The organism is Ruminococcus flavefaciens (assembly GCF_900108555.1).
GTDB classification, from domain to species: domain Bacteria; phylum Bacillota; class Clostridia; order Oscillospirales; family Ruminococcaceae; genus Ruminococcus; species Ruminococcus flavefaciens_P.
The window spans coordinates 39,526-56,267 of record NZ_FNWV01000010.1 but is presented as its reverse complement, the minus strand read 5'-3'; the positions used below and the strand labels follow the sequence as shown (position 1 = coordinate 56,267).

Here is a 16,742-nt window from a genome sequence, read left to right as displayed (position 1 = left end):
CATATAATATTACCGAGGGAGGGGACTCCCTCCCTTAATACGGCAGTCATCTGCCATATGGAGGATAATATTATGGCAACATTCTATAATCAGGCAACTCTTTCCTATAACGGAACAGTTGCAAGCTCAAATATAACAGCAGGCGAGATACTGGAAGTGCTTTCGGTATCAAAGAATGCAGTTTCCGACACCTATTCACAGGGCAGCGAGAATGTGTATATGATAAGTATTGTCAATACAGGTTCAAGCTGTTATAACGGACTTACAGTCACAGATAATTTAGGCGAGTACACCTTCGGAGAGACAGGCGGCACAGCAGTTCCGCTCAGCTACAATGAGGGAACACTCAGCTATTATGTAAACGGTGTACAGCAGGCATCACCTGCCGTAACTTCACTTTCACCTCTTACAGTTACAGGTATAAATGTACCCGCAGGCGGCAATGCTATGCTGGTATATTCAGCAGATACCAACGGATTTGCACCACTTGGCGCAGACGGCGAGATAGTGAATACAGTCACAGTAAGCGGTGCTGGCTTTGAACCTGTTTCAGCTTCCGAGGCTATTGCCTACACCGAGGGCATAGACCTTGCTATCAGCAAGTCACTGAGTCCTGCGGCTGTAGAGGAGAACGGCGAAGTGACCTATACTTTTGTTATCCAGAATTTCGGAACAGCTGCCGCAGAAGCTGTTGACAATGTAGTATTCAGCGATAGCTTCACTCCTGCACTCAGCGGACTTACAGCCGAGTTCAACGGCACAGCATGGGTATCGGGCACGAATTATGCTTACGATCCCGATACAGGAGTATTTACAAGTCTTGACGGTCAGGTGACGGTACCTGCCGCACAGTTTGTGCAGGACGAAACAACAGGAGAGTGGACAACACAGGCAGGCGTAAGCACTCTCGTTATCAAGGGCAGACTTGCATAAAAATACTGCTGTATGATCATATTGCCTATGTAGAAGTATATGCGCAATTATCGGGGAAAACCTTTCTGAGGAAAGGTTCTTCCCCGAACCCCTTTCCAAAGACTTTTTAGCTGATTTTTTCTCATATAGGGCACACACCATATAATTACAAAGCTTTTTTATTTTGTGGTGTGCCCTATATGAGAAAAAATAAAACCAGAAGTTTTAGGGAGGGAGTTTGAGGGTGACTCCCCGCAGTGCGGGGAGATGTCACGCAGTGACAGAGGGGCTCGCCTCCGTCAGAGGGACCCTTTTTCAAAAGGGTCTCTCTCAATACTGTACATAAATTTCCTATAAAGGAAATGCGACCAATACGGCAGTATTTTTATACCGTAAACCCTTTGGCGCGGAAATTGTCGATAAGGTCGCCGAGTATCTCAGCGTTGGTAGCAGATACCGAGTGTAGCAGGAGTATTTCTCCGCCGTGAGCCATATCCGTGAGCTTTTTCAGTCCCTCGGCAGGATCGGGCTGAGCGTCTGTGTTCCAGTCCACGTAGGCACTGCTCCAGAAAAGGGAGATATAGCCGCATTTTTTTGCGATCTCCAGTGCGTGTTCTGAGTATTCGCCGCAGGGGCAGCGAAAATACTGCATCTGATAGCCGTAGCTGTTCAGTACATAGTCGTGGAGCGACATTATCTCTTCCTTTGCGTTTTCATCGCAAAGAGTCGGCAGGCTTGCATGAGTCATACCGTGGTTGCCGAGAATATGTCCCTCGTTTATCATACGTTTTACAAGAGTGGACTCTGTTTTTGCATAAGAGCCTGTGAGGAAGAATATAGCCTGAACGTTTTTCTCTTTCAGGGTATCGAGTATCTTTGCGGTATAACCGTTTTCATAGCCCTGATCAAAGGTGATGATTATTCTGTTCTCGTCCTCCGACAGGGCGAAGGCATCAAGGTCGCCAAATCGGCTGTTGAACTGTACTGCGTCAACGGGACGGTTCTTTTCATCGACAGCCGTTCCCTGACCGTATCCTATTTTGGTATTATCGGCAGCCACAACGGCTGTACAAGGCATAACGGCAGCGGTAAGCAGTGCAGCAGGAATATTTATCTTCATTTTTTGTACCTCTGATTTAGTTGCGGATAATTCCGCAAGACTATTATATACCTCGTTTTCAGAAAAAAACGTGGATTTTTTTGCATTTTTTCAGTTTTTTCGCATATTTTTTACAGAGGTGATATTATGGAAAGTGAAGAAAAAGCAGAGCAGGATACCACAGAGGAGCTGCTCGATACATACGAAAGGAAACGAAATAACAAAGCCGATGACGTTATAGCTACGCAGGCTGTATTATGCATAATTTTGGCAGTTATGTTCTGCTGCGGCAGGTATTTCTACCCCGAGATAACAGAAGCTGTATTCACCAGACTGAAAGGACTTGCATCAGACAGCAGCTATGTTATAGTCAACCCCATAGACCTGCTGAGGGAAATACTTGATAAGCATTAGGATATACGGAGCAGCTGTGCGCATACATTTTTCGTTCCTTGTGTTCAATGCTCTGATATTCCTTATGCGCAGCTGCGGACTTGTACTGAGCTTTTATGCTGTATGCCTGCTGCACGAAGCAGGTCATCTCATAGCTTTGAGACATACAGGCGGCAGCATATCCACAGTTGATATAAGCGGAGCGGGGATAGTCATAGGGACGCGAAAAGACGGCAGTATCTCTGACAAAAGCAGACTTTACGTACTGCTTGCAGGACCTGCCGCCAATATTCTCTTATATGTGCTGCTGAGTATATGCGGATATCACAGGAGTTTAGCACAGCTCAACCTTATCGTTGCCGTATACAATATGCTGCCTTACCGCAGCCTTGACGGCGGAGCGATAATATCACTGCTTTCAGTGGGCACTGTCCGTGAAAGAGCCGTCATGCATATCCTCACTGCCGTTAAACTACTGATGATAGCTCTTTCAGCCGCCGCAGTCTATTATTGCGGACGTGAAGTATTTCCGCTCCTTGCCGCGTCTTTAGCCTTATTTATAGGCGATATCATAAGCCTGCGTTAGCAGCGATACGATAGATAGATGCAATATCCTGAGCAGAAAGGTGAACGAAGCCGCCTGTTTTGCCGTCGCCTATGCCGAACTTTCTTACAAGCTTAGGTATATCGTCCTCCTTTGCACCCAGCTGCTCGAAGTTTATAGGCATACCGATACTGTGCAGGAAGCTTCTGAAGCAGGCGATACCCTCAAGAGCAGTCTCGTCAGGGAATTCAAAGTTCATCTGACAGCCCCATACGCGGACAGCCATCTGAGCAAATCGCATAACATCGTGCTTGTATACGAATTCCATCCATGCAGGCATGATAACAGCAAGACCTGCACCGTGAGCGCAGTCATAGAGAGCCGACAGCTCATGCTCGATAGCGTGGCTGTTCCAGTCCTGACTTCTTCCCACACCGACAATATCGTTATGAGCGACAGTACCTGCCCACATTATATTTGCACGGGCATCATAGTTGTCAGGCTGAGCGATAGCACGGGGAGTCTCTTTTATCATAGTAAGGAGAACGGCTTCGCAGAGGCGGTCTGTTATCTCGACTTCACGGGTATTTGTAAAGTAACGCTCGAATACGTGAGCCATGATATCAGTAGCACCGCAGGCTGTCTGATAAGCAGGAAGCGAGCAGGTAAGCTCAGGATTGAGGATAGAGAAGCGCGGACGAAGCAGGTCAGAGCCTACATCACGTTTAAGGCAGCCCTCTTCCTTAGTTACTACAGAAGCTCCCGAACCCTCACTGCCTGCCGCAGCAATAGTGAGTACAGTACCGACGGGCAGAGCCTTTTCAACGGTCTTGCCTGTGCCGTAGAAGTCCCAGAAATCGCCGTCATAAGGTACGCCCAGAGCGATAGCCTTAGATGAGTCTATACAAGAACCGCCGCCAACCGAAAGGATAAAGTCAACGCCTTCCTTGCGGCATAATTCGATACCCTCATAGATAAGAGTATCACGGGGATTAGGCTTAACGCCGCCAAGCTCTGTATAAGCGATGCCGCTTGCTTCCAGCGAAGCCTTTACTCTGTCGATAAGTCCCGATCTAACAGCCGAACCCGAGCCGTAATGTATAAGGACTTTAGTTCCACCGTATTTGCTTACCATTTCTCCTGTTTTTACTTCTGAATCTCTGCCGAAAATGAATTCAGTCGGACTGTAAAACTGAAAATTTTCCATAGTGTAATTCCTCCCTTTTAATAATTATAATATGTCTCAGTTAAAAAATTCTTTTTTAGCCTTTTCCATAGCAGCAACTACCTTGTCGCACCATTTATCGAATTCGGGATCATCGTTCTGACATTCCTTGTGGTCAAGGATATATCTGACTGTAGCCCTGATGCCCTGATCTGCGCGTACAGCAGCCTTGAAATCGGGTACTGCGCGTTTTATTTTTGAGTTGTCGAAAATAACTGTACAAGCCTTGTCGCCGAGGAGAGTTCCCTCAAAGTCATAAGGACCTACAGCGTTCAGCCAGTCTGAAGATACATGACAGGCTTTCAGCTCCACACCAAGCTCATCGGCGATAATGGAGTATATCTGATCCCAAGTAACGCTCTCGTCAGAGGTTATATGGAAAGCCTGACCTATAGCGTGGATATTTCCGATAAGTCCCACGTAAGCCTTTGCGAAGTCGCTATTGTGGGTGATAGTCCAGAGTGAAGAGCCGTCACCGTGAATGATAACGGGCTTGCCCTCCATGATACGCTTCACCACCTGCCAGCTTCCCTTGTCGCCGTGAACTCCGAGCGGCACCGATCTTTCATCGTAGGTATGGCTCGGACGTACTATAGTAACTGGGAACCCATTTTCGCGGTACTGCTTCATAAGGTATTCCTCACAGGCGATCTTGTCTCGTGAATACTGCCAATGAGGATTTGAAAGGGGAGTGCTCTCTGTGATAACGCAGTCTGAAAGGGGCTTCTGATACGCAGAAGCGGAGCTTATATAGATGTACTGCTTTGTTTTTCCATTGAAAAGGCGGAAGTCACGTTCGACCTGTGCAGGCACAAAGCCGATGAATTCGCCGACGCAGTCAAAGCTCATACCCTCAAGCTTTTTTGCAGTCTCAGCTTCATCTGATATATCACACTGTATAGTTTTAACTCCGTCGGGGAGCTGTTCATTTCGCGAGCCGCGGTTAAGGAGAATGACTTCGTGTCCCTGCTGTGCAAGGAGTTTTGTGACCGCCATACTGATAGTGCCTGTGCCGCCGATAAGTAGTATCTTGATAATTTTTCACCTCTTATTATTATTTTTGTCTAATGCGCTAAAGTGTTGGAACTATTATAACACAAATTTATTAAAAAAGCAACCTTTTGCAGGGAGAAAAGTATCAAATTTATTGTTTATAATATAAATTCTTGCACTTAAAAATAAAAAATGCTAAAATGGTGTTACACACTGTGTATCACTTGCGTTACTATAGATGTAGAACAGATCTGATCTAAAAAAACACAGTCCCAACGGACTGAGAAAAATTTTCAAAAAAAGTGTTACACTTGATAAATGCCTTGCGTTACTATAGGTGAAGAACAGATCTGATCTAAAAAAACAAAGTCCAAAGGGACCTGAAAAATTTTTCAAAAAAATGTGTTACACATGATAAACACCTTGCGTTACTATAGGTGAAAGACAGATCTGGTCTTAAAAATACAGAGGAGGAAGCGTATGACTGATAATGAGATATTGAGTCTGATGCGGGTAACACCGCCGCAGGGTCAACGAGCTCTTTTTGACAAATATTACAGTTATGTATATTCAATAGTGAACAGGATAATAAGCGGATTTGGAAGTCCTGATGATTCGGAGGAGTGCGTTATAGATGTATTTGCCTCGGTCATGATGAAGCTCAGACCTGATGATGAATGTTCATTGAAGTCATACATAGGTGCAGTGGCAAGAAATGCTGCAATAAGCATGAGGCGTTCACTGGCGGCAAAGACGGGCAGGAACATATCCGCAGACGAGGAAAGCATGGCAGAGATAGCAGATGAAGAGGACATCGAAAGAAATACCGACAAGTCTGAGACATCAGAGCTTCTGCTAAACAAGGTGTCCGAGCTTGGACCTCCCGATTCAATAATAATTATTCAGAAGTATTACTACGATAAAAGCTCCAATGAGATAGCCGAAATGGTGGGACTCAACCCGACAGCAGTGAGAATGCGCTGCGGACGAGCCATGAAGCGGCTGAAAAAGCTCCTTGTAGCTGACGGTATAACTCTTTAAAGGAGGGTAAATATGAATAATAAGAAAAAAATAATAGATACCCTTCGCAGTGCGGACAAGGCTTCCGTTGAGAAGCTCATGGCGGAGGAAGCTAAGAAGAACGAGATATTTGCAAAGGCACAGCGCAGAGCAAATATCGAACAGACCGAATATGCCGACAGTGTAAGCGGCGTTGAAAAATACGAGAGGAGAATTAGTATGACAAAAATAGCAAGCATTGCTGCAGCAGCAGTATTAGTAGTAGGTTCAATCGGTGGAGGAGCATATCTTTTCAGAAATAACAGCGAACCAGGTATTCCTGAGCCTGTATTGAATGAGGTTACTACAGATGTTACAAACACATCAACAACAGTTATAGGAACAGGCACAGGTACAGGTACAGCAAAGACAGGTAAAACAACAGCTACATCATCAGTAACTACAACAAATACAGCAGTTACAGGTGACACAAAGGTAACTGAAAAGACAACAGAAAATACTGCATCAAACAGTGAAAATCAGCCTGAGAACAAGTTCAGCGTAACTAAGGAAGAGCTTAAAGAAAGAGCTGATGTCCTGACTGAAAAGGTATTTTTTGATAAGTTCTCAGCTGAATACAGCTATACTATTATGCATAATGAATACCGTCCGAAGCCTGAGACAAAGGTAGGCAAGATATATCTTGACAATACAACTCTTACAGCATCCGGAGAGCAAAATGTTTATTACGATGATAAGCTGATAAGATCAGAGCTTTATGCAATAAAGGATAAGAATGAACTCTATGCCATAGAGTATTTAGCAAGGGATATGGATTGGGTAAATACCGGTTATATATTCCTGGATGCTCCTGATAAAAAGTATGGTATTTCTTCTGTCTATGGCTTTGGAAGCTGGTATGATACCAAGGTAACTATAAATACAATACCATGCGGCAAAAATCTTACTGACATTCTTAATAGTGATGATTGGGAGATAACAGGCGAGAGAACAGAAAACGGAAGAACTATCGTCAGCATAAGCGGACACGGAGAAGGATATGTTAATTATGATTATACAGCTGAAATTGATGCGGCAACAGGTATAACACTTTCTTATGAGATCCTTGAAGAAGATGGAACTCCTGGCACAATATTCAAAGCCACAAATTATAAGTTTGATGATGAAGCAGAGGAATTCAAGACACCTTCTGACATAATGAAAGAAATTAAAAACGGCGGATACAACAAGCAGAATGACGATGACATGAATATTGAGGAACTTAACTGGTAAGAAATCAAGTTCAGTTTATGAACTCCATATAGCAGAAAGACTTCCCGAAAAGGGAAGTCTTTCTTTATGATGATACATATTATTACTCAACAAATGATATGCATTTTATCATCTCAAGGTGTATTTTTTTCGATATTCAATGGTTTTTCGTTGAAAAAGTGCCTTTTTCGCTCCTATTATAGAATGGTGCAGTGTCGTGAAAAATTATATCATATCATAATCGAGACTGTACTGATCCGCGTAGTGATGAGCTTTTGCCTCATTTATTGCCAGATAGTCTCCGCCGTATTTATAGCAGGCAACGAGCAGCTTTGCTGCTTCCTTGTCTCCTGCGGCAGCAGCCTTTGCGAACTGGTCTGCTGCAGATGCGTAATTTTTCGGAGTTCCCGTACCGTTTGCATAGCAGTAGCCGAGAGCTTTCTGTGCAGCTGTATGACGCTGAGCAGAGGCTTTCTCGAACATATCCTTAGCAAGGATATTATCTCTCAGACAGCCGAGACCGTCACGTAGACACCAGCCGTATGAGAACTGTCCGTCAGGATCGCCTTGTATAGCAGCTTCCTTGAACCATTTAACAGCTTCTCTTGCGTCCTTTGTAACTCCAAAGCCGTTGAAGCAGCATTCGCCGTAATTATACTGAGCCTTTGCAAGACCGCTCTCGGCAGCTTTTTTGTAATACCTTGCTGCTGCGGACTGGTCAGTGTGAGTACCTTCGCCGCGCATAAAGCAGCCTGCAAGATTGTTGAGAGCGTCCATGTCTCCGCCGTCGGCAGCCTTTTTGTACAGGTCTACTGCGGTTATACGGTCGCGCTGTACGCCGATACCGTAGTAATAGCACACGCCTAAGTTGAACTGAGCAGCAGGATAGTTCTGGTCGGCAGCTTTTTTGAACCACGTAACAGCAGTCTCGGGAGATCTTTCCACGCCTGTACCGTGAAGGTACATATTTCCCAGCTTGAACTGCGCAGATGGTATGCCTGCCATTGCATTCTGGAGTATATCCTCGGTTGTACCGCGGCTTATGGGGATATTGTATCTTTTTGAGTAGTATTCAGCCTTTTTAGTATCGGCAAGCAGCCCGTTTCCGCCGATCATGTAGCATTTTATAAGAGCCTTCTGCGAGTCGTAATCGCCCTGTTCGGCAGCCTGTTCGTATCTGTGAGCAGCCTTTGCGATATTTCTTTCAGTACCCTGACCGAGATAATAGCAGTCAGCCAGCTTTTTCTGAGAGCTGCAATCTCCGCGGTCCGAGGACATGATGTACCATTTTACAGCCTTTGCGTAATCCTGTTTTACACCGCGCCCGTAGAAGAAGTGTTCACCCAGATTGAAGCAGGCATCGTTATCGCCGTTCTGAGCGCGTTTGAAAAGGTCCTCGATAAGGGAAGCGGAGCTGCCGTAAGAAGCAGGTTCGTTACCGTTATCCTGAGTCTTTTCTTCGGGTAAAGCAGCCTTCCAGCCCAGAGCAGCTGCAATGCTCCTTGCAACGAGCTCAGCCTTTTCGTTGTTGAGATATTCGCTTATATCCTTGATCGCGCGCTGCATGACATCATCGGGATTTTTATTGCCTGCCGCAACGTCGTCGTTCTCGCGTATGAAAATACTTCCGATATTCTCGCTGAGAGCCACAAAGAAAGCCTTGTTCTCCTTGGAGAGCTTTGGTGCGAAATCTGCAAAAGCTGAACAGAAGCGTTTATGGTCATCGAGTATTTCTATGCCAAACCTTTCAACTACCTGCTTGACAGCCTGAGAGGTATCACTGAGAGTTTTGCTATCCATAAATGTTATCCTCCTGATAGGTTTAAGAGCCGTACACCGGGTTTTTATCAGAAAAGGGCGGAGTTCCGCCCTTTGTCAGAATATATCTTCTAAATATGTTATAAGCTCACTGTGCATGATACTGGTATATGAAAGATACCACCTGCCGTCAAGCTCTACAAAAGCGCAGCCGTTGCCGATGAAGTTGTGTTCATCGTTGCCGTCTTTGTAGTATACCATACCGCAGTCCGCAGCACTTGTGAACTTAGTGCCGAGAGTCTTGTTGAAGTCGTTCAGTTCGTTCTCGCCTGTTGCTTTCAGAAGATCCTCGCTTAATGAAGTAGTCCATTTATCGGCAGGAACATCGGACTTCTCAGCCATGATGTCATGGATATTCTTCATTGACTGCTTTATAGCGTTCACAACGTTTGAGCGTTTGAAAACCACCTGAGCGTTCTTGCCCTGTAACAGGTCTGTAGTGCCGAGATAAGCGAAATAGCCTTCCATTTCCTCTGAGCAGAACATATCATATACTGCATCTGCATTTGAGGTGAGGTATGCATTGTAGTAAGCCTTAGCGGCTTCAAAACTGCTGCTGAAGCCTTTTTGCGGAGCTTCTTCAGCTTTTTTCTCTGCTTCCTTTGGCTTTTCTGTAGCAGCTGCTGTAGTGGTAGTCTGAGCAGCAGAGGTCTCAGTGGAAGATACAGTAGTCTCTGTTGTTTTATCCGAAGCAGTTGTAGTTTCCTTTTCGGAAGTACTTGTTACATCAGTTGTTGTTTCGGCGGACGAGCTTGTGGAAGTTTCGTTTTTATCTGAGCTGTCCGTTTTCTTTTTATCACCGCAGCTCCACATAGAAGCAGATATCGCGCAAACAGCGGCAGCAGCGATGATTTTTGAAATAGGTGTCATATGTCTCTCCTTAAAACAATATATAAACATTATAACGCCAAAAGGAAAATGAGTCAATAGATAATCAGCAATTTTGTGAGCAGAAATGTAGGAGCGGATCTTATCTGCCCCTTAGTTGTTAGTGGTCAGTGCATAGTGATTAGTAGGGAACGCCGCCCTCGGCGTTCCGCAAGTGAGTAGTGAGTAGTAAGTAGTGAGTAGTGTAAGGGCACACATTGCGCGTCCGAAAGAAAAGCAGTTCCGCTCTGTAGGGGCTGCCTGTGGCAGCCCGTGAAAACGATGCAGGTAACATGAATGTATTGTAGGGGCGGATATATCCGCTCTTTAGTTGTTAGTGGTCAGTGCATAGTGATTAGTAGGGAACGCCGCCCTCGGCGTTCCGCAAGTGAGTAGTGAGTAGTAAGTAGTGAGTAGTGTAAGGGCACACATTGCGCGTCCGAAAGAAAAGCAGTTCCGCTCTGTAGGGGCTGCCTGTGGCAGCCCGTGAGAACAATGCGAGTAACATGAATGTATTGTAAGCGATGTACGAGTATGGGTGTTGATAAAAGTGAGCGAGCTTGCAAGCGTCAATGTGGCAAGGCGGCGCGGACTCCGCGCTGTAGGGGCGGATATTATCCGCCCGTTATTGAACATGATACATAAACGATAACACCAATGAGGAGATCATCGTTTATATAATTTAAGCACGAAAAAAGTCCCGAAAGCCTGAACCTTCGGGACTTGATGTATCAATAGTCTTTTTTCTTGCCGCAGAGCTTGCAGGTCTTTGAGATGAGCTTGAAGTCACCTCCGCAGTAGACGCATTTACCTGCGGTCTTTCTGCTTGCGACAACTGTCTCATAGTAAGCAGGGAAATTGGAAGCATTGTCCGCGAGATTAGGCCATGCGATGCTCAGGAGCTTGGGACAGTTATTGAAGCCTCCGCTTATTTTCTTGAGTGAAGCAGGCAGAGTTATTTTCTCAAGGTTGGTACAGCCGCTGAAATCGCCGATAGACGAAACACCGCCCGGAACTGTAAAGGCTCTCAGACCTGTACAGCCGCTGAAACCGTCAACACTGAGTATCCCGCCGGGGAGCTCGATATCGCGCAGTGATACGCAGTTCTGGAAAGCGAACGCACCGATAGACTTGATAGTTCTCGGCAGTCCCACAGCAGCCAAAGCCGTGCAGTTTGCGAAAGTACACTCCTCAACAAGAGACACGCCCTCGGGGATATTTACCTTTTCGAGCTTTTCACAGCCTGAGAAAGCGTATTTGCCGATAGTGGAAACATACTGCGGTATGTTTATTTCTTCGAGATTTTTACAGCCTGAGAAAGCGAATGAACCGATACTGCCGATAGGCTCGGGGAGCTCCACGGAAGTAAGGCTTGAACAGTCAGCAAAGAGGCAGTCCGAGATATACCTCATATGAGGCGGTACTACAACGCTTTTAAGGCTTGTGCAGCCTCGGAAAGCCCATATATCAATAGAATTTATACTGTCAGGGAGCTTTATCTCCTCCAGTGCGGTACAGCCGCGGAAAGCATATGCACCGATCTCTTCAACTTTATCATGGATAGTGATATTTTTGAGAGTAGTGTTGTTCTCAAAAACGTGCTTGCCTATTTTGCGAACTTCTCCGGGGATAGTGATATCCTCGGCATTACCTTTATATTCGGTAAGAACGCCTTCAGCAACAACAAAATCGGAGCTGTGCTTCTTTACAGCTTTTACCTTTTTGGCAACGTCCTTGTGCTGTGCCTTATACTTGTTTACCGCTTTTGAAACAATGAACGGAGTACTGCAATAGGGACATACCCACGCATCTTTTGTGTTGTCTACCTCGACAGTTTTGTTACAGCTTGTACAAATAGCATTTACGTTAGCCATAATAATATCCCCCCTGTAAAGCTTCTTTTATAAAATAATTGTACCACGTATGGGCGAATATGTCAATAAAACCAAAGCAAATATCACAAAATATACAGAAGAACTTGCTGTTGTTTGGCATAATTGCATATACATAAAGTAAAAGAGCCACTTAAAAAATGGCTCTTTTGTAAAACGTATTTTTTATTAAAGCATTGAAGCTCTGAGTTCCTCGCCGCTGAGCTTTGAAAGGTATGCAGGAGCAATATCGAAAGCAGTCTTGCAGCCTGTTGCGCCTTCAGCCTTGAGTCTTGCAAGTGCTCTTGCATAGCAGATAAGTACGCTTGCAGTGAACTCGGGATTTGACTCGAGCTTGAGTGAATACTCTATCATCTGGTGAGTTTTCTCACCGTCGCCTGTGAGACCGCTTCTCATAACGAAGCCGCCGTGAGGCATCTTGTTGTGCTTAGCATCAAATTCTTCTTCGCTGATGAAGTTTACAGTTGTATCGTACTCGTCGAAGTAGTTCTTCATAGTCTTGATATCGTTCTCGATCTGAGCAAGATCAGCACCCTCCTCAGGAACTACCCAGCACTCTCTGAGGTGCTTCTGACGAGTTGTGAGCTCAGGCTGACTTCCGCTGCGGACAGCTTCCATAGCTGACTCTATCGGAACAGTGTACTGAATACCTCTCTTAACTCCTTTTACGCGGCGGATAGCATCTGAGTGTCCCTGGCTTACGCCCTTGCCCCAGAATGTATAGCTCTTGCCGTTAGGAAGGATAGACTCGGCATAGAGTCTGTTGAGTGAGAAAAGGCCCGGATCCCAGCCGAGAGAGATGAAAGCGAGGTGACCGCTTTCCTTTGCAGCCTTGTCAACGTTAGCGAAATGCTCGGGTATTCTTGCGTGAGTGTCGAAGCTGTCTATAACATTGAAGAGCTTAGCCATTTCGGGAGTCTGTTTAGGAAGATCTGTAGCGCTTCCGCCGCAGATTATCAATACGTCTATATCTTTTGCCATTTTCTCAGCATCAGCAACATTGTATACCTTTGCACCAGCTGTAAGCGGCTTTACTGATGAAGGATCACGGCGTGTGAATATACCTGCAAGCTCCATGTCGTCGTTCTGACGGATAGCAAGCTCAACGCCTCTGCCGAGGTTGCCGTAACCTAAAATACCTATTCTAACTTTTTCCATTTGGAAATACCTCCTTTGATTTGCCGTACTCGCCTTTGAACACAGCCTATGAACATTATAGCACCTTTTTTCACAGTTGTAAAGCATTAAATATATAAATTTAGAACTTAGTTTAAGTGTAGGGGCGGATATTATCCGCCCGTTAGTGATTAGTGAGTAGTAAGTAGTGAGTAGAGAGTAGAAAGTAGTAGGGGCGAGTTCCGCTCGCCCGTCAATTCAGACGATACTTCCCGTGTCGAGAAGCGACTGCCCTTTTGATAATATACGGACGAGCAAGGGAGCGCAGGCTCTGCGCTGTAGGGGCGAGTTCCGCTCGCCCGTAAATTACGTAAAAACTAAATAACAAGCTGTAGGTGCGAACAGTGTTCGCCCGTCAATTATTGATTTTTGAAAATCCCCTGTAAAACTGTGGGCAGGAACAAAAAACAGGAACGGCAATTTGTCGTCCCTGTATCCGCTATTATAAAATATTCATCTTTCTTCAAGACGACCCTTTGCTGCGCTGTCCTTTTCGATGTCGATACGTTCGAGGACTATCTCACGTCCTGCGATGCGGAAGCCTATCTCGGTATAAAAGCTTACGCGGACATCAAGAGCCAGCAGGTATGCACGTTTTCCCAGTCCGTTGAAGAATTTGGCAAGCCATTTGAGGAATTCTCTTGCATAGCCTCTTCCGCGGGCAGCCGTATTTGTAGCCACCTGACCGATGAGAACTGTGCTGCCGATATCGAACACGGCAGAAGCTGTGGTAGAGTTGCGGTAGGTGAACACTCTGCTGATACCGTGTCGGCATCTGTGAGAGGTATCGGTGTACCACAGTGAAAAGTCGGCGATATTCGGAAATCCCTCGCTGAGTATCTTGTAAACATCGGGGAGATTTGGGTTGAACTCAACGTGCTCCTCGATAGCTTCAAGTGGCGTATCATCGGGGATAAGCTCGAAGATAGTGCGGTTGAGCACCTGATACCTTTCAGGTATCTTTATGCCTTCGAGTATCTTCTGGTCGCCCTCGATACGGAATGGGACGTTCATGCTGACGAAAAGGTCTATCTCCTCGTTTGGTTCGAGTTTTCCGTCGCCGCAAATAATAAGCGTGGAATTGATAATGAACATGAATCCGATACCTGTCTCATCGGTTATCTTATAGAAACGGCAGAATTCATAATTCGGACCATAGGCTCTCATATATGCAAGCATTTTTTTGCCTGAGAGAGTCTTATTGAGCAGTACGCGGTCGAGCTCGTGCTCATGTTCGATAAGTGTTATCATAATTCGGGTATCCTTCTGGCGAGAATTTTAACAAGCTTGTATGAGCTTTCAAGGTCAGACATTTCGATGACTGACGAAGGGGAGTGCAGGTATCTGCAAGGAACGGATATAGCGATAGTGCGCACACCGCTGCCGCTTATGTGTATCGCACCCGAGTCATTTCCGCCTGCTATCATGGTCTTTGTCTGGCAGGTAGCGATATCGAATGCGAGCTGATAGAGCTCCTTGTCGTAAATAGTGCTTCTGTCCATAAACGATACAACAGGACCGTCACCAAGTACGCAGACGCGCTTTGCACCTGATACTCCGTCGATATCTGCGGCTGTGGTAGCTTCAAGGACTATGGCAAAGTCGGGAGCTACAGAGAAAGCCGAGACAGTCGAGCCTCTGAGACCTATCTCCTCCTGCACGTTGAAAACGAAATATGTGTCGTATTCAAGCTTTTCATGGAGCAGCTTTATCATCATAGCGCAGCCTGCACGGTCATCGAGAGCCTTTGATTTTACGCGGCTGCCGCCCAGCTCGGTGAATTCGGAGTCAAAGCAGACGCTGTCACCGAGGGATACGTATTTTTCTGCTTCTTCCTTGCTTGCGGCACCGATGTCAATGTAAAGGCTGTCGACCTCGGGAGCTTTGTCTCTGTCCTCTTTGCTGAGATTATGTACAGCAGTCGAGCCCACAACGCCGCTGATGCGGTTCTTTCCTATGTGTACTTGTCTGCCGATGATAACAGACGGATCAATACCGCCAACGCAGCTGAATGAAAGAGTACCGTCGGCACGGATAAAAGTCACCATAAGACCTACTTCGTCCATGTGAGCACATATCATAAGCTTTTTCTTGGGCTTTTTTCTGCCCTTTTTGAAGCATATAAGGTTGCCGAGATTATCCACGCTGTATTCGCAGACCAGCTTTATCTTACTGATTATGAGGTCGCGAACAGCATTTTCATCGCCTGATATACCATCAGTCAGGCAGAGTTCTTTCAGAAGATCCTTCATGTTCAGCCCTCCTTGATGAATGCTGCTAAGAGCATAGCGGTCATTTCAACATCTGACATATCTATGACCTCAACAGGCGTATGCATATTTCTCAGGGGTATGGAAACAGTGCAGGTCTTTGCGCCGTTCCTGCTTACTGAATAACGGTCTGCATTAGTAGAAGTCAGACCGCACATAACTTCCTTCTGATAGGGGATACCTGCACTTTCGGCAGTATTTATGAGCTGATCGCTTATTTCTCTTGAAAGTGAAGGAGAAAGACCGATCATAGGACCTTTTCCGAGATATCCGCACTTGCTTTCTTCTTCGCCTATAGCGTAAGCGAAGCTCACGTCCACAGCAATAGCGATATCGGGAGCAAGCGAGAACGCGCCTATCTTTGCGCCGCGTTCGCCGACTTCCTCCTGAGTCGAGAATATAACAGTAACATTGTAAGCGGTCTCATATCCGCTGAGGAGTTTAAGAGTGTACAGCAGGGCTGCAACACCGCATCTGTCATCGAGAGCACCGCCTGTAATGCGGCTGCCGATGAGCTTGCGGCAGGATACATCGAATGTTATTGTATCGCCCTGAGCTATGACCTGATACAGTTCATCTTTGGTCATGCCTGTATCAATGGCAGCATCTTCCATACTGAGCACCTTGCTGCTGCCGTTTGAAAGATGAGGCGGAACGGAGCAGATAACGCCCTTTACGTCCTGCTTTCCGTGAATGACAACGGGCTGTGCAGGGAGAAGTCTGCGGTCTATGCCGCCGATATTTCCCACCTTGACGAAGCCTTCATCGGTTATATAGGTAACGATGAAGCCTACCTGATCGATATGCGCGTCAAGTACAAGTGACGGCAGACCTTCGCGGTGAGTACCGAAATGTCCGATAACATTGCCGTTTTGTATTACGGCATCGGGACAGTATTCACGCAGCATACTCAGTGCGAGAGCTGCGGCATTCTCTTCATTTCCCGAAGCCCCCACAGACTCCGAGAGAGAGATTACGGTTTGTGTAATATCCATTGCAATAACTCCTTTCATATAAAATTGATCTCAAAAGTTCAGATATACACATAAAAGAAAAGACGATATGCGAGCGTCATTTCTTTTTCTTCTTCATCTTATGCTTCAGCATGAATGTTCCTGCAAGAGCGGCAGCTTTTACGGCAGTCTTAGCCACTTTTTTTACATCAGTCTTTGTCCTGATATTCTGCGGCACTTCCTCGGTAACGCCGAGATTGCCCTTGCCTGCGGTCTTCATAGAACCGCCCTCGATATGGAAAATACCGAGATCCTTCTGAAATTCCATA

General features: G+C 45.9%; 16 protein-coding genes. 5 read left to right on the top strand and 11 right to left on the bottom strand.

Features of this window, described 5'->3' with window-relative positions; genetic code table 11:
- Positions 1–72 precede the first annotated feature (72 nt).
- A complete protein-coding gene (locus BLW60_RS12765; RefSeq protein ID WP_074718015.1) occupies positions 73–933 on the top strand; it encodes a COG1361 family protein in 861 nt (286 codons plus the stop codon).
- A gap of 364 nt (positions 934–1,297) precedes the next feature.
- Here BLW60_RS12765 and BLW60_RS12760 read toward each other — a convergent pair whose 3' ends face one another.
- Positions 1,298–2,032 (bottom strand): polysaccharide deacetylase family protein, encoded by a 735-nt coding sequence (locus BLW60_RS12760; RefSeq protein WP_074718013.1) that lies wholly within the window; start codon positions 2,030–2,032, stop codon positions 1,298–1,300.
- 126 nt (positions 2,033–2,158) lie between these two features.
- Between BLW60_RS12760 and BLW60_RS12755 the strand changes: the two genes are divergently transcribed.
- Both BLW60_RS12755 and BLW60_RS12750 read left to right on the top strand, forming a co-directional pair.
- The gene (locus BLW60_RS12755; protein WP_074718011.1) at positions 2,159–2,425 is read left to right on the top strand and encodes a hypothetical protein; all 267 of its coding nucleotides are present in this window, start codon (positions 2,159–2,161) and stop codon (positions 2,423–2,425) included.
- Positions 2,412–2,990, top strand: a complete 579-nt coding sequence (locus tag BLW60_RS12750; RefSeq protein ID WP_074718007.1) for a zinc metalloprotease — start codon at positions 2,412–2,414, stop codon at positions 2,988–2,990. The genes BLW60_RS12755 and BLW60_RS12750 overlap by 14 nt, the downstream gene beginning before the upstream one ends.
- On the opposite strand, the gene BLW60_RS12745 is transcribed toward BLW60_RS12750, so the two are convergent.
- Positions 2,974–4,155, bottom strand: a complete 1,182-nt coding sequence (locus BLW60_RS12745; RefSeq protein ID WP_074718005.1) for an iron-containing alcohol dehydrogenase — start codon at positions 4,153–4,155, stop codon at positions 2,974–2,976. The genes BLW60_RS12750 and BLW60_RS12745 overlap by 17 nt on opposite strands.
- Before the next feature lie 36 nt (positions 4,156–4,191).
- On the bottom strand, positions 4,192–5,208 hold the full coding sequence (locus tag BLW60_RS12740) for an SDR family oxidoreductase (protein WP_074718003.1): 1,017 nt from the start codon (positions 5,206–5,208) through the stop codon (positions 4,192–4,194).
- 438 nt (positions 5,209–5,646) lie between these two features.
- On the opposite strand from BLW60_RS12740, the gene BLW60_RS12735 reads away from it, so the two are divergent.
- Together BLW60_RS12735 and BLW60_RS12730 are read left to right on the top strand one after the other, a co-directional pair.
- A complete protein-coding gene (locus BLW60_RS12735; RefSeq protein ID WP_074718001.1) occupies positions 5,647–6,207 on the top strand; it encodes an RNA polymerase sigma factor in 561 nt (186 codons plus the stop codon).
- A 12-nt stretch (positions 6,208–6,219) separates the two neighbouring features.
- The gene (locus BLW60_RS12730) at positions 6,220–7,458 is read left to right on the top strand and encodes a hypothetical protein (protein WP_074717999.1); all 1,239 of its coding nucleotides are present in this window, start codon (positions 6,220–6,222) and stop codon (positions 7,456–7,458) included.
- A gap of 204 nt (positions 7,459–7,662) precedes the next feature.
- Here BLW60_RS12730 and BLW60_RS12725 read toward each other — a convergent pair whose 3' ends face one another.
- The 8 genes from BLW60_RS12725 to BLW60_RS12690 form a co-directional block, all read right to left on the bottom strand.
- The gene (locus BLW60_RS12725; RefSeq protein WP_074717997.1) at positions 7,663–9,237 is read right to left on the bottom strand and encodes an SEL1-like repeat protein; all 1,575 of its coding nucleotides are present in this window, start codon (positions 9,235–9,237) and stop codon (positions 7,663–7,665) included.
- A 75-nt stretch (positions 9,238–9,312) separates the two neighbouring features.
- Positions 9,313–10,125: a hypothetical protein gene (locus BLW60_RS12720; RefSeq protein ID WP_074717995.1), complete on the bottom strand. Its 813-nt coding sequence runs from the start codon at positions 10,123–10,125 to the stop codon at positions 9,313–9,315.
- Positions 10,126–10,853: 728 nt separating this feature from the next.
- Positions 10,854–11,996, bottom strand: coding sequence for a leucine-rich repeat domain-containing protein (locus BLW60_RS12715; RefSeq protein ID WP_074717993.1), 1,143 nt, complete (start codon positions 11,994–11,996; stop codon positions 10,854–10,856).
- A gap of 186 nt (positions 11,997–12,182) precedes the next feature.
- The gene (locus BLW60_RS12710) at positions 12,183–13,172 is read right to left on the bottom strand and encodes a diaminopimelate dehydrogenase (RefSeq protein WP_074717991.1); all 990 of its coding nucleotides are present in this window, start codon (positions 13,170–13,172) and stop codon (positions 12,183–12,185) included.
- Between the two features lie 471 nt (positions 13,173–13,643).
- Positions 13,644–14,441, bottom strand: a complete 798-nt coding sequence (locus BLW60_RS12705; RefSeq protein ID WP_074717989.1) for a GNAT family N-acetyltransferase — start codon at positions 14,439–14,441, stop codon at positions 13,644–13,646.
- Entirely contained in the window at positions 14,438–15,442 is a 1,005-nt protein-coding gene (locus tag BLW60_RS12700) for a M42 family metallopeptidase (protein ID WP_074717987.1), read from the bottom strand. Before BLW60_RS12700 ends, BLW60_RS12705 begins: the two co-directional genes overlap by 4 nt.
- A 2-nt stretch (positions 15,443–15,444) precedes the next feature.
- Complete coding sequence (locus tag BLW60_RS12695; RefSeq protein WP_074717985.1) at positions 15,445–16,455, bottom strand: M42 family metallopeptidase; 1,011 nt, start codon at positions 16,453–16,455, stop codon at positions 15,445–15,447.
- Positions 16,456–16,531: 76 nt separating this feature from the next.
- Positions 16,532–16,741 carry a hypothetical protein gene (locus tag BLW60_RS12690; RefSeq protein WP_074717983.1) on the bottom strand — a complete coding sequence of 70 codons (210 nt, stop codon included), beginning with the start codon at positions 16,739–16,741 and terminating at the stop codon, positions 16,532–16,534.
- Position 16,742: the final 1 nt, after the last annotated feature.

What these genes read in the sequence shown, in the direction of transcription:
- BLW60_RS12690 (WP_074717983.1), bottom strand. Translation starts at nt 16,741, where the DNA reads ATGGAATTTCAGAAGGATCTCGGTATTTTCCATATCGAGGGCGGTTCT.
- BLW60_RS12725 (WP_074717997.1), bottom strand. Translation starts at nt 9,237, where the DNA reads ATGGATAGCAAAACTCTCAGTGATACCTCTCAGGCTGTCAAGCAGGTA.
- BLW60_RS12710 (WP_074717991.1), bottom strand. Translation starts at nt 13,172, where the DNA reads ATGGAAAAAGTTAGAATAGGTATTTTAGGTTACGGCAACCTCGGCAGA.
- BLW60_RS12730 (WP_074717999.1), top strand. Translation starts at nt 6,220, where the DNA reads ATGAATAATAAGAAAAAAATAATAGATACCCTTCGCAGTGCGGACAAG.
- BLW60_RS12700 (WP_074717987.1), bottom strand. Translation starts at nt 15,442, where the DNA reads ATGAAGGATCTTCTGAAAGAACTCTGCCTGACTGATGGTATATCAGGC.
- BLW60_RS12695 (WP_074717985.1), bottom strand. Translation starts at nt 16,455, where the DNA reads ATGGATATTACACAAACCGTAATCTCTCTCTCGGAGTCTGTGGGGGCT.
- BLW60_RS12735 (WP_074718001.1), top strand. Translation starts at nt 5,647, where the DNA reads ATGACTGATAATGAGATATTGAGTCTGATGCGGGTAACACCGCCGCAG.
- BLW60_RS12765 (WP_074718015.1), top strand. Translation starts at nt 73, where the DNA reads ATGGCAACATTCTATAATCAGGCAACTCTTTCCTATAACGGAACAGTT.
- BLW60_RS12745 (WP_074718005.1), bottom strand. Translation starts at nt 4,155, where the DNA reads ATGGAAAATTTTCAGTTTTACAGTCCGACTGAATTCATTTTCGGCAGA.
- BLW60_RS12720 (WP_074717995.1), bottom strand. Translation starts at nt 10,125, where the DNA reads ATGACACCTATTTCAAAAATCATCGCTGCTGCCGCTGTTTGCGCGATA.
- BLW60_RS12705 (WP_074717989.1), bottom strand. Translation starts at nt 14,441, where the DNA reads ATGATAACACTTATCGAACATGAGCACGAGCTCGACCGCGTACTGCTC.
- BLW60_RS12715 (WP_074717993.1), bottom strand. Translation starts at nt 11,996, where the DNA reads ATGGCTAACGTAAATGCTATTTGTACAAGCTGTAACAAAACTGTCGAG.
- BLW60_RS12755 (WP_074718011.1), top strand. Translation starts at nt 2,159, where the DNA reads ATGGAAAGTGAAGAAAAAGCAGAGCAGGATACCACAGAGGAGCTGCTC.
- BLW60_RS12760 (WP_074718013.1), bottom strand. Translation starts at nt 2,032, where the DNA reads ATGAAGATAAATATTCCTGCTGCACTGCTTACCGCTGCCGTTATGCCT.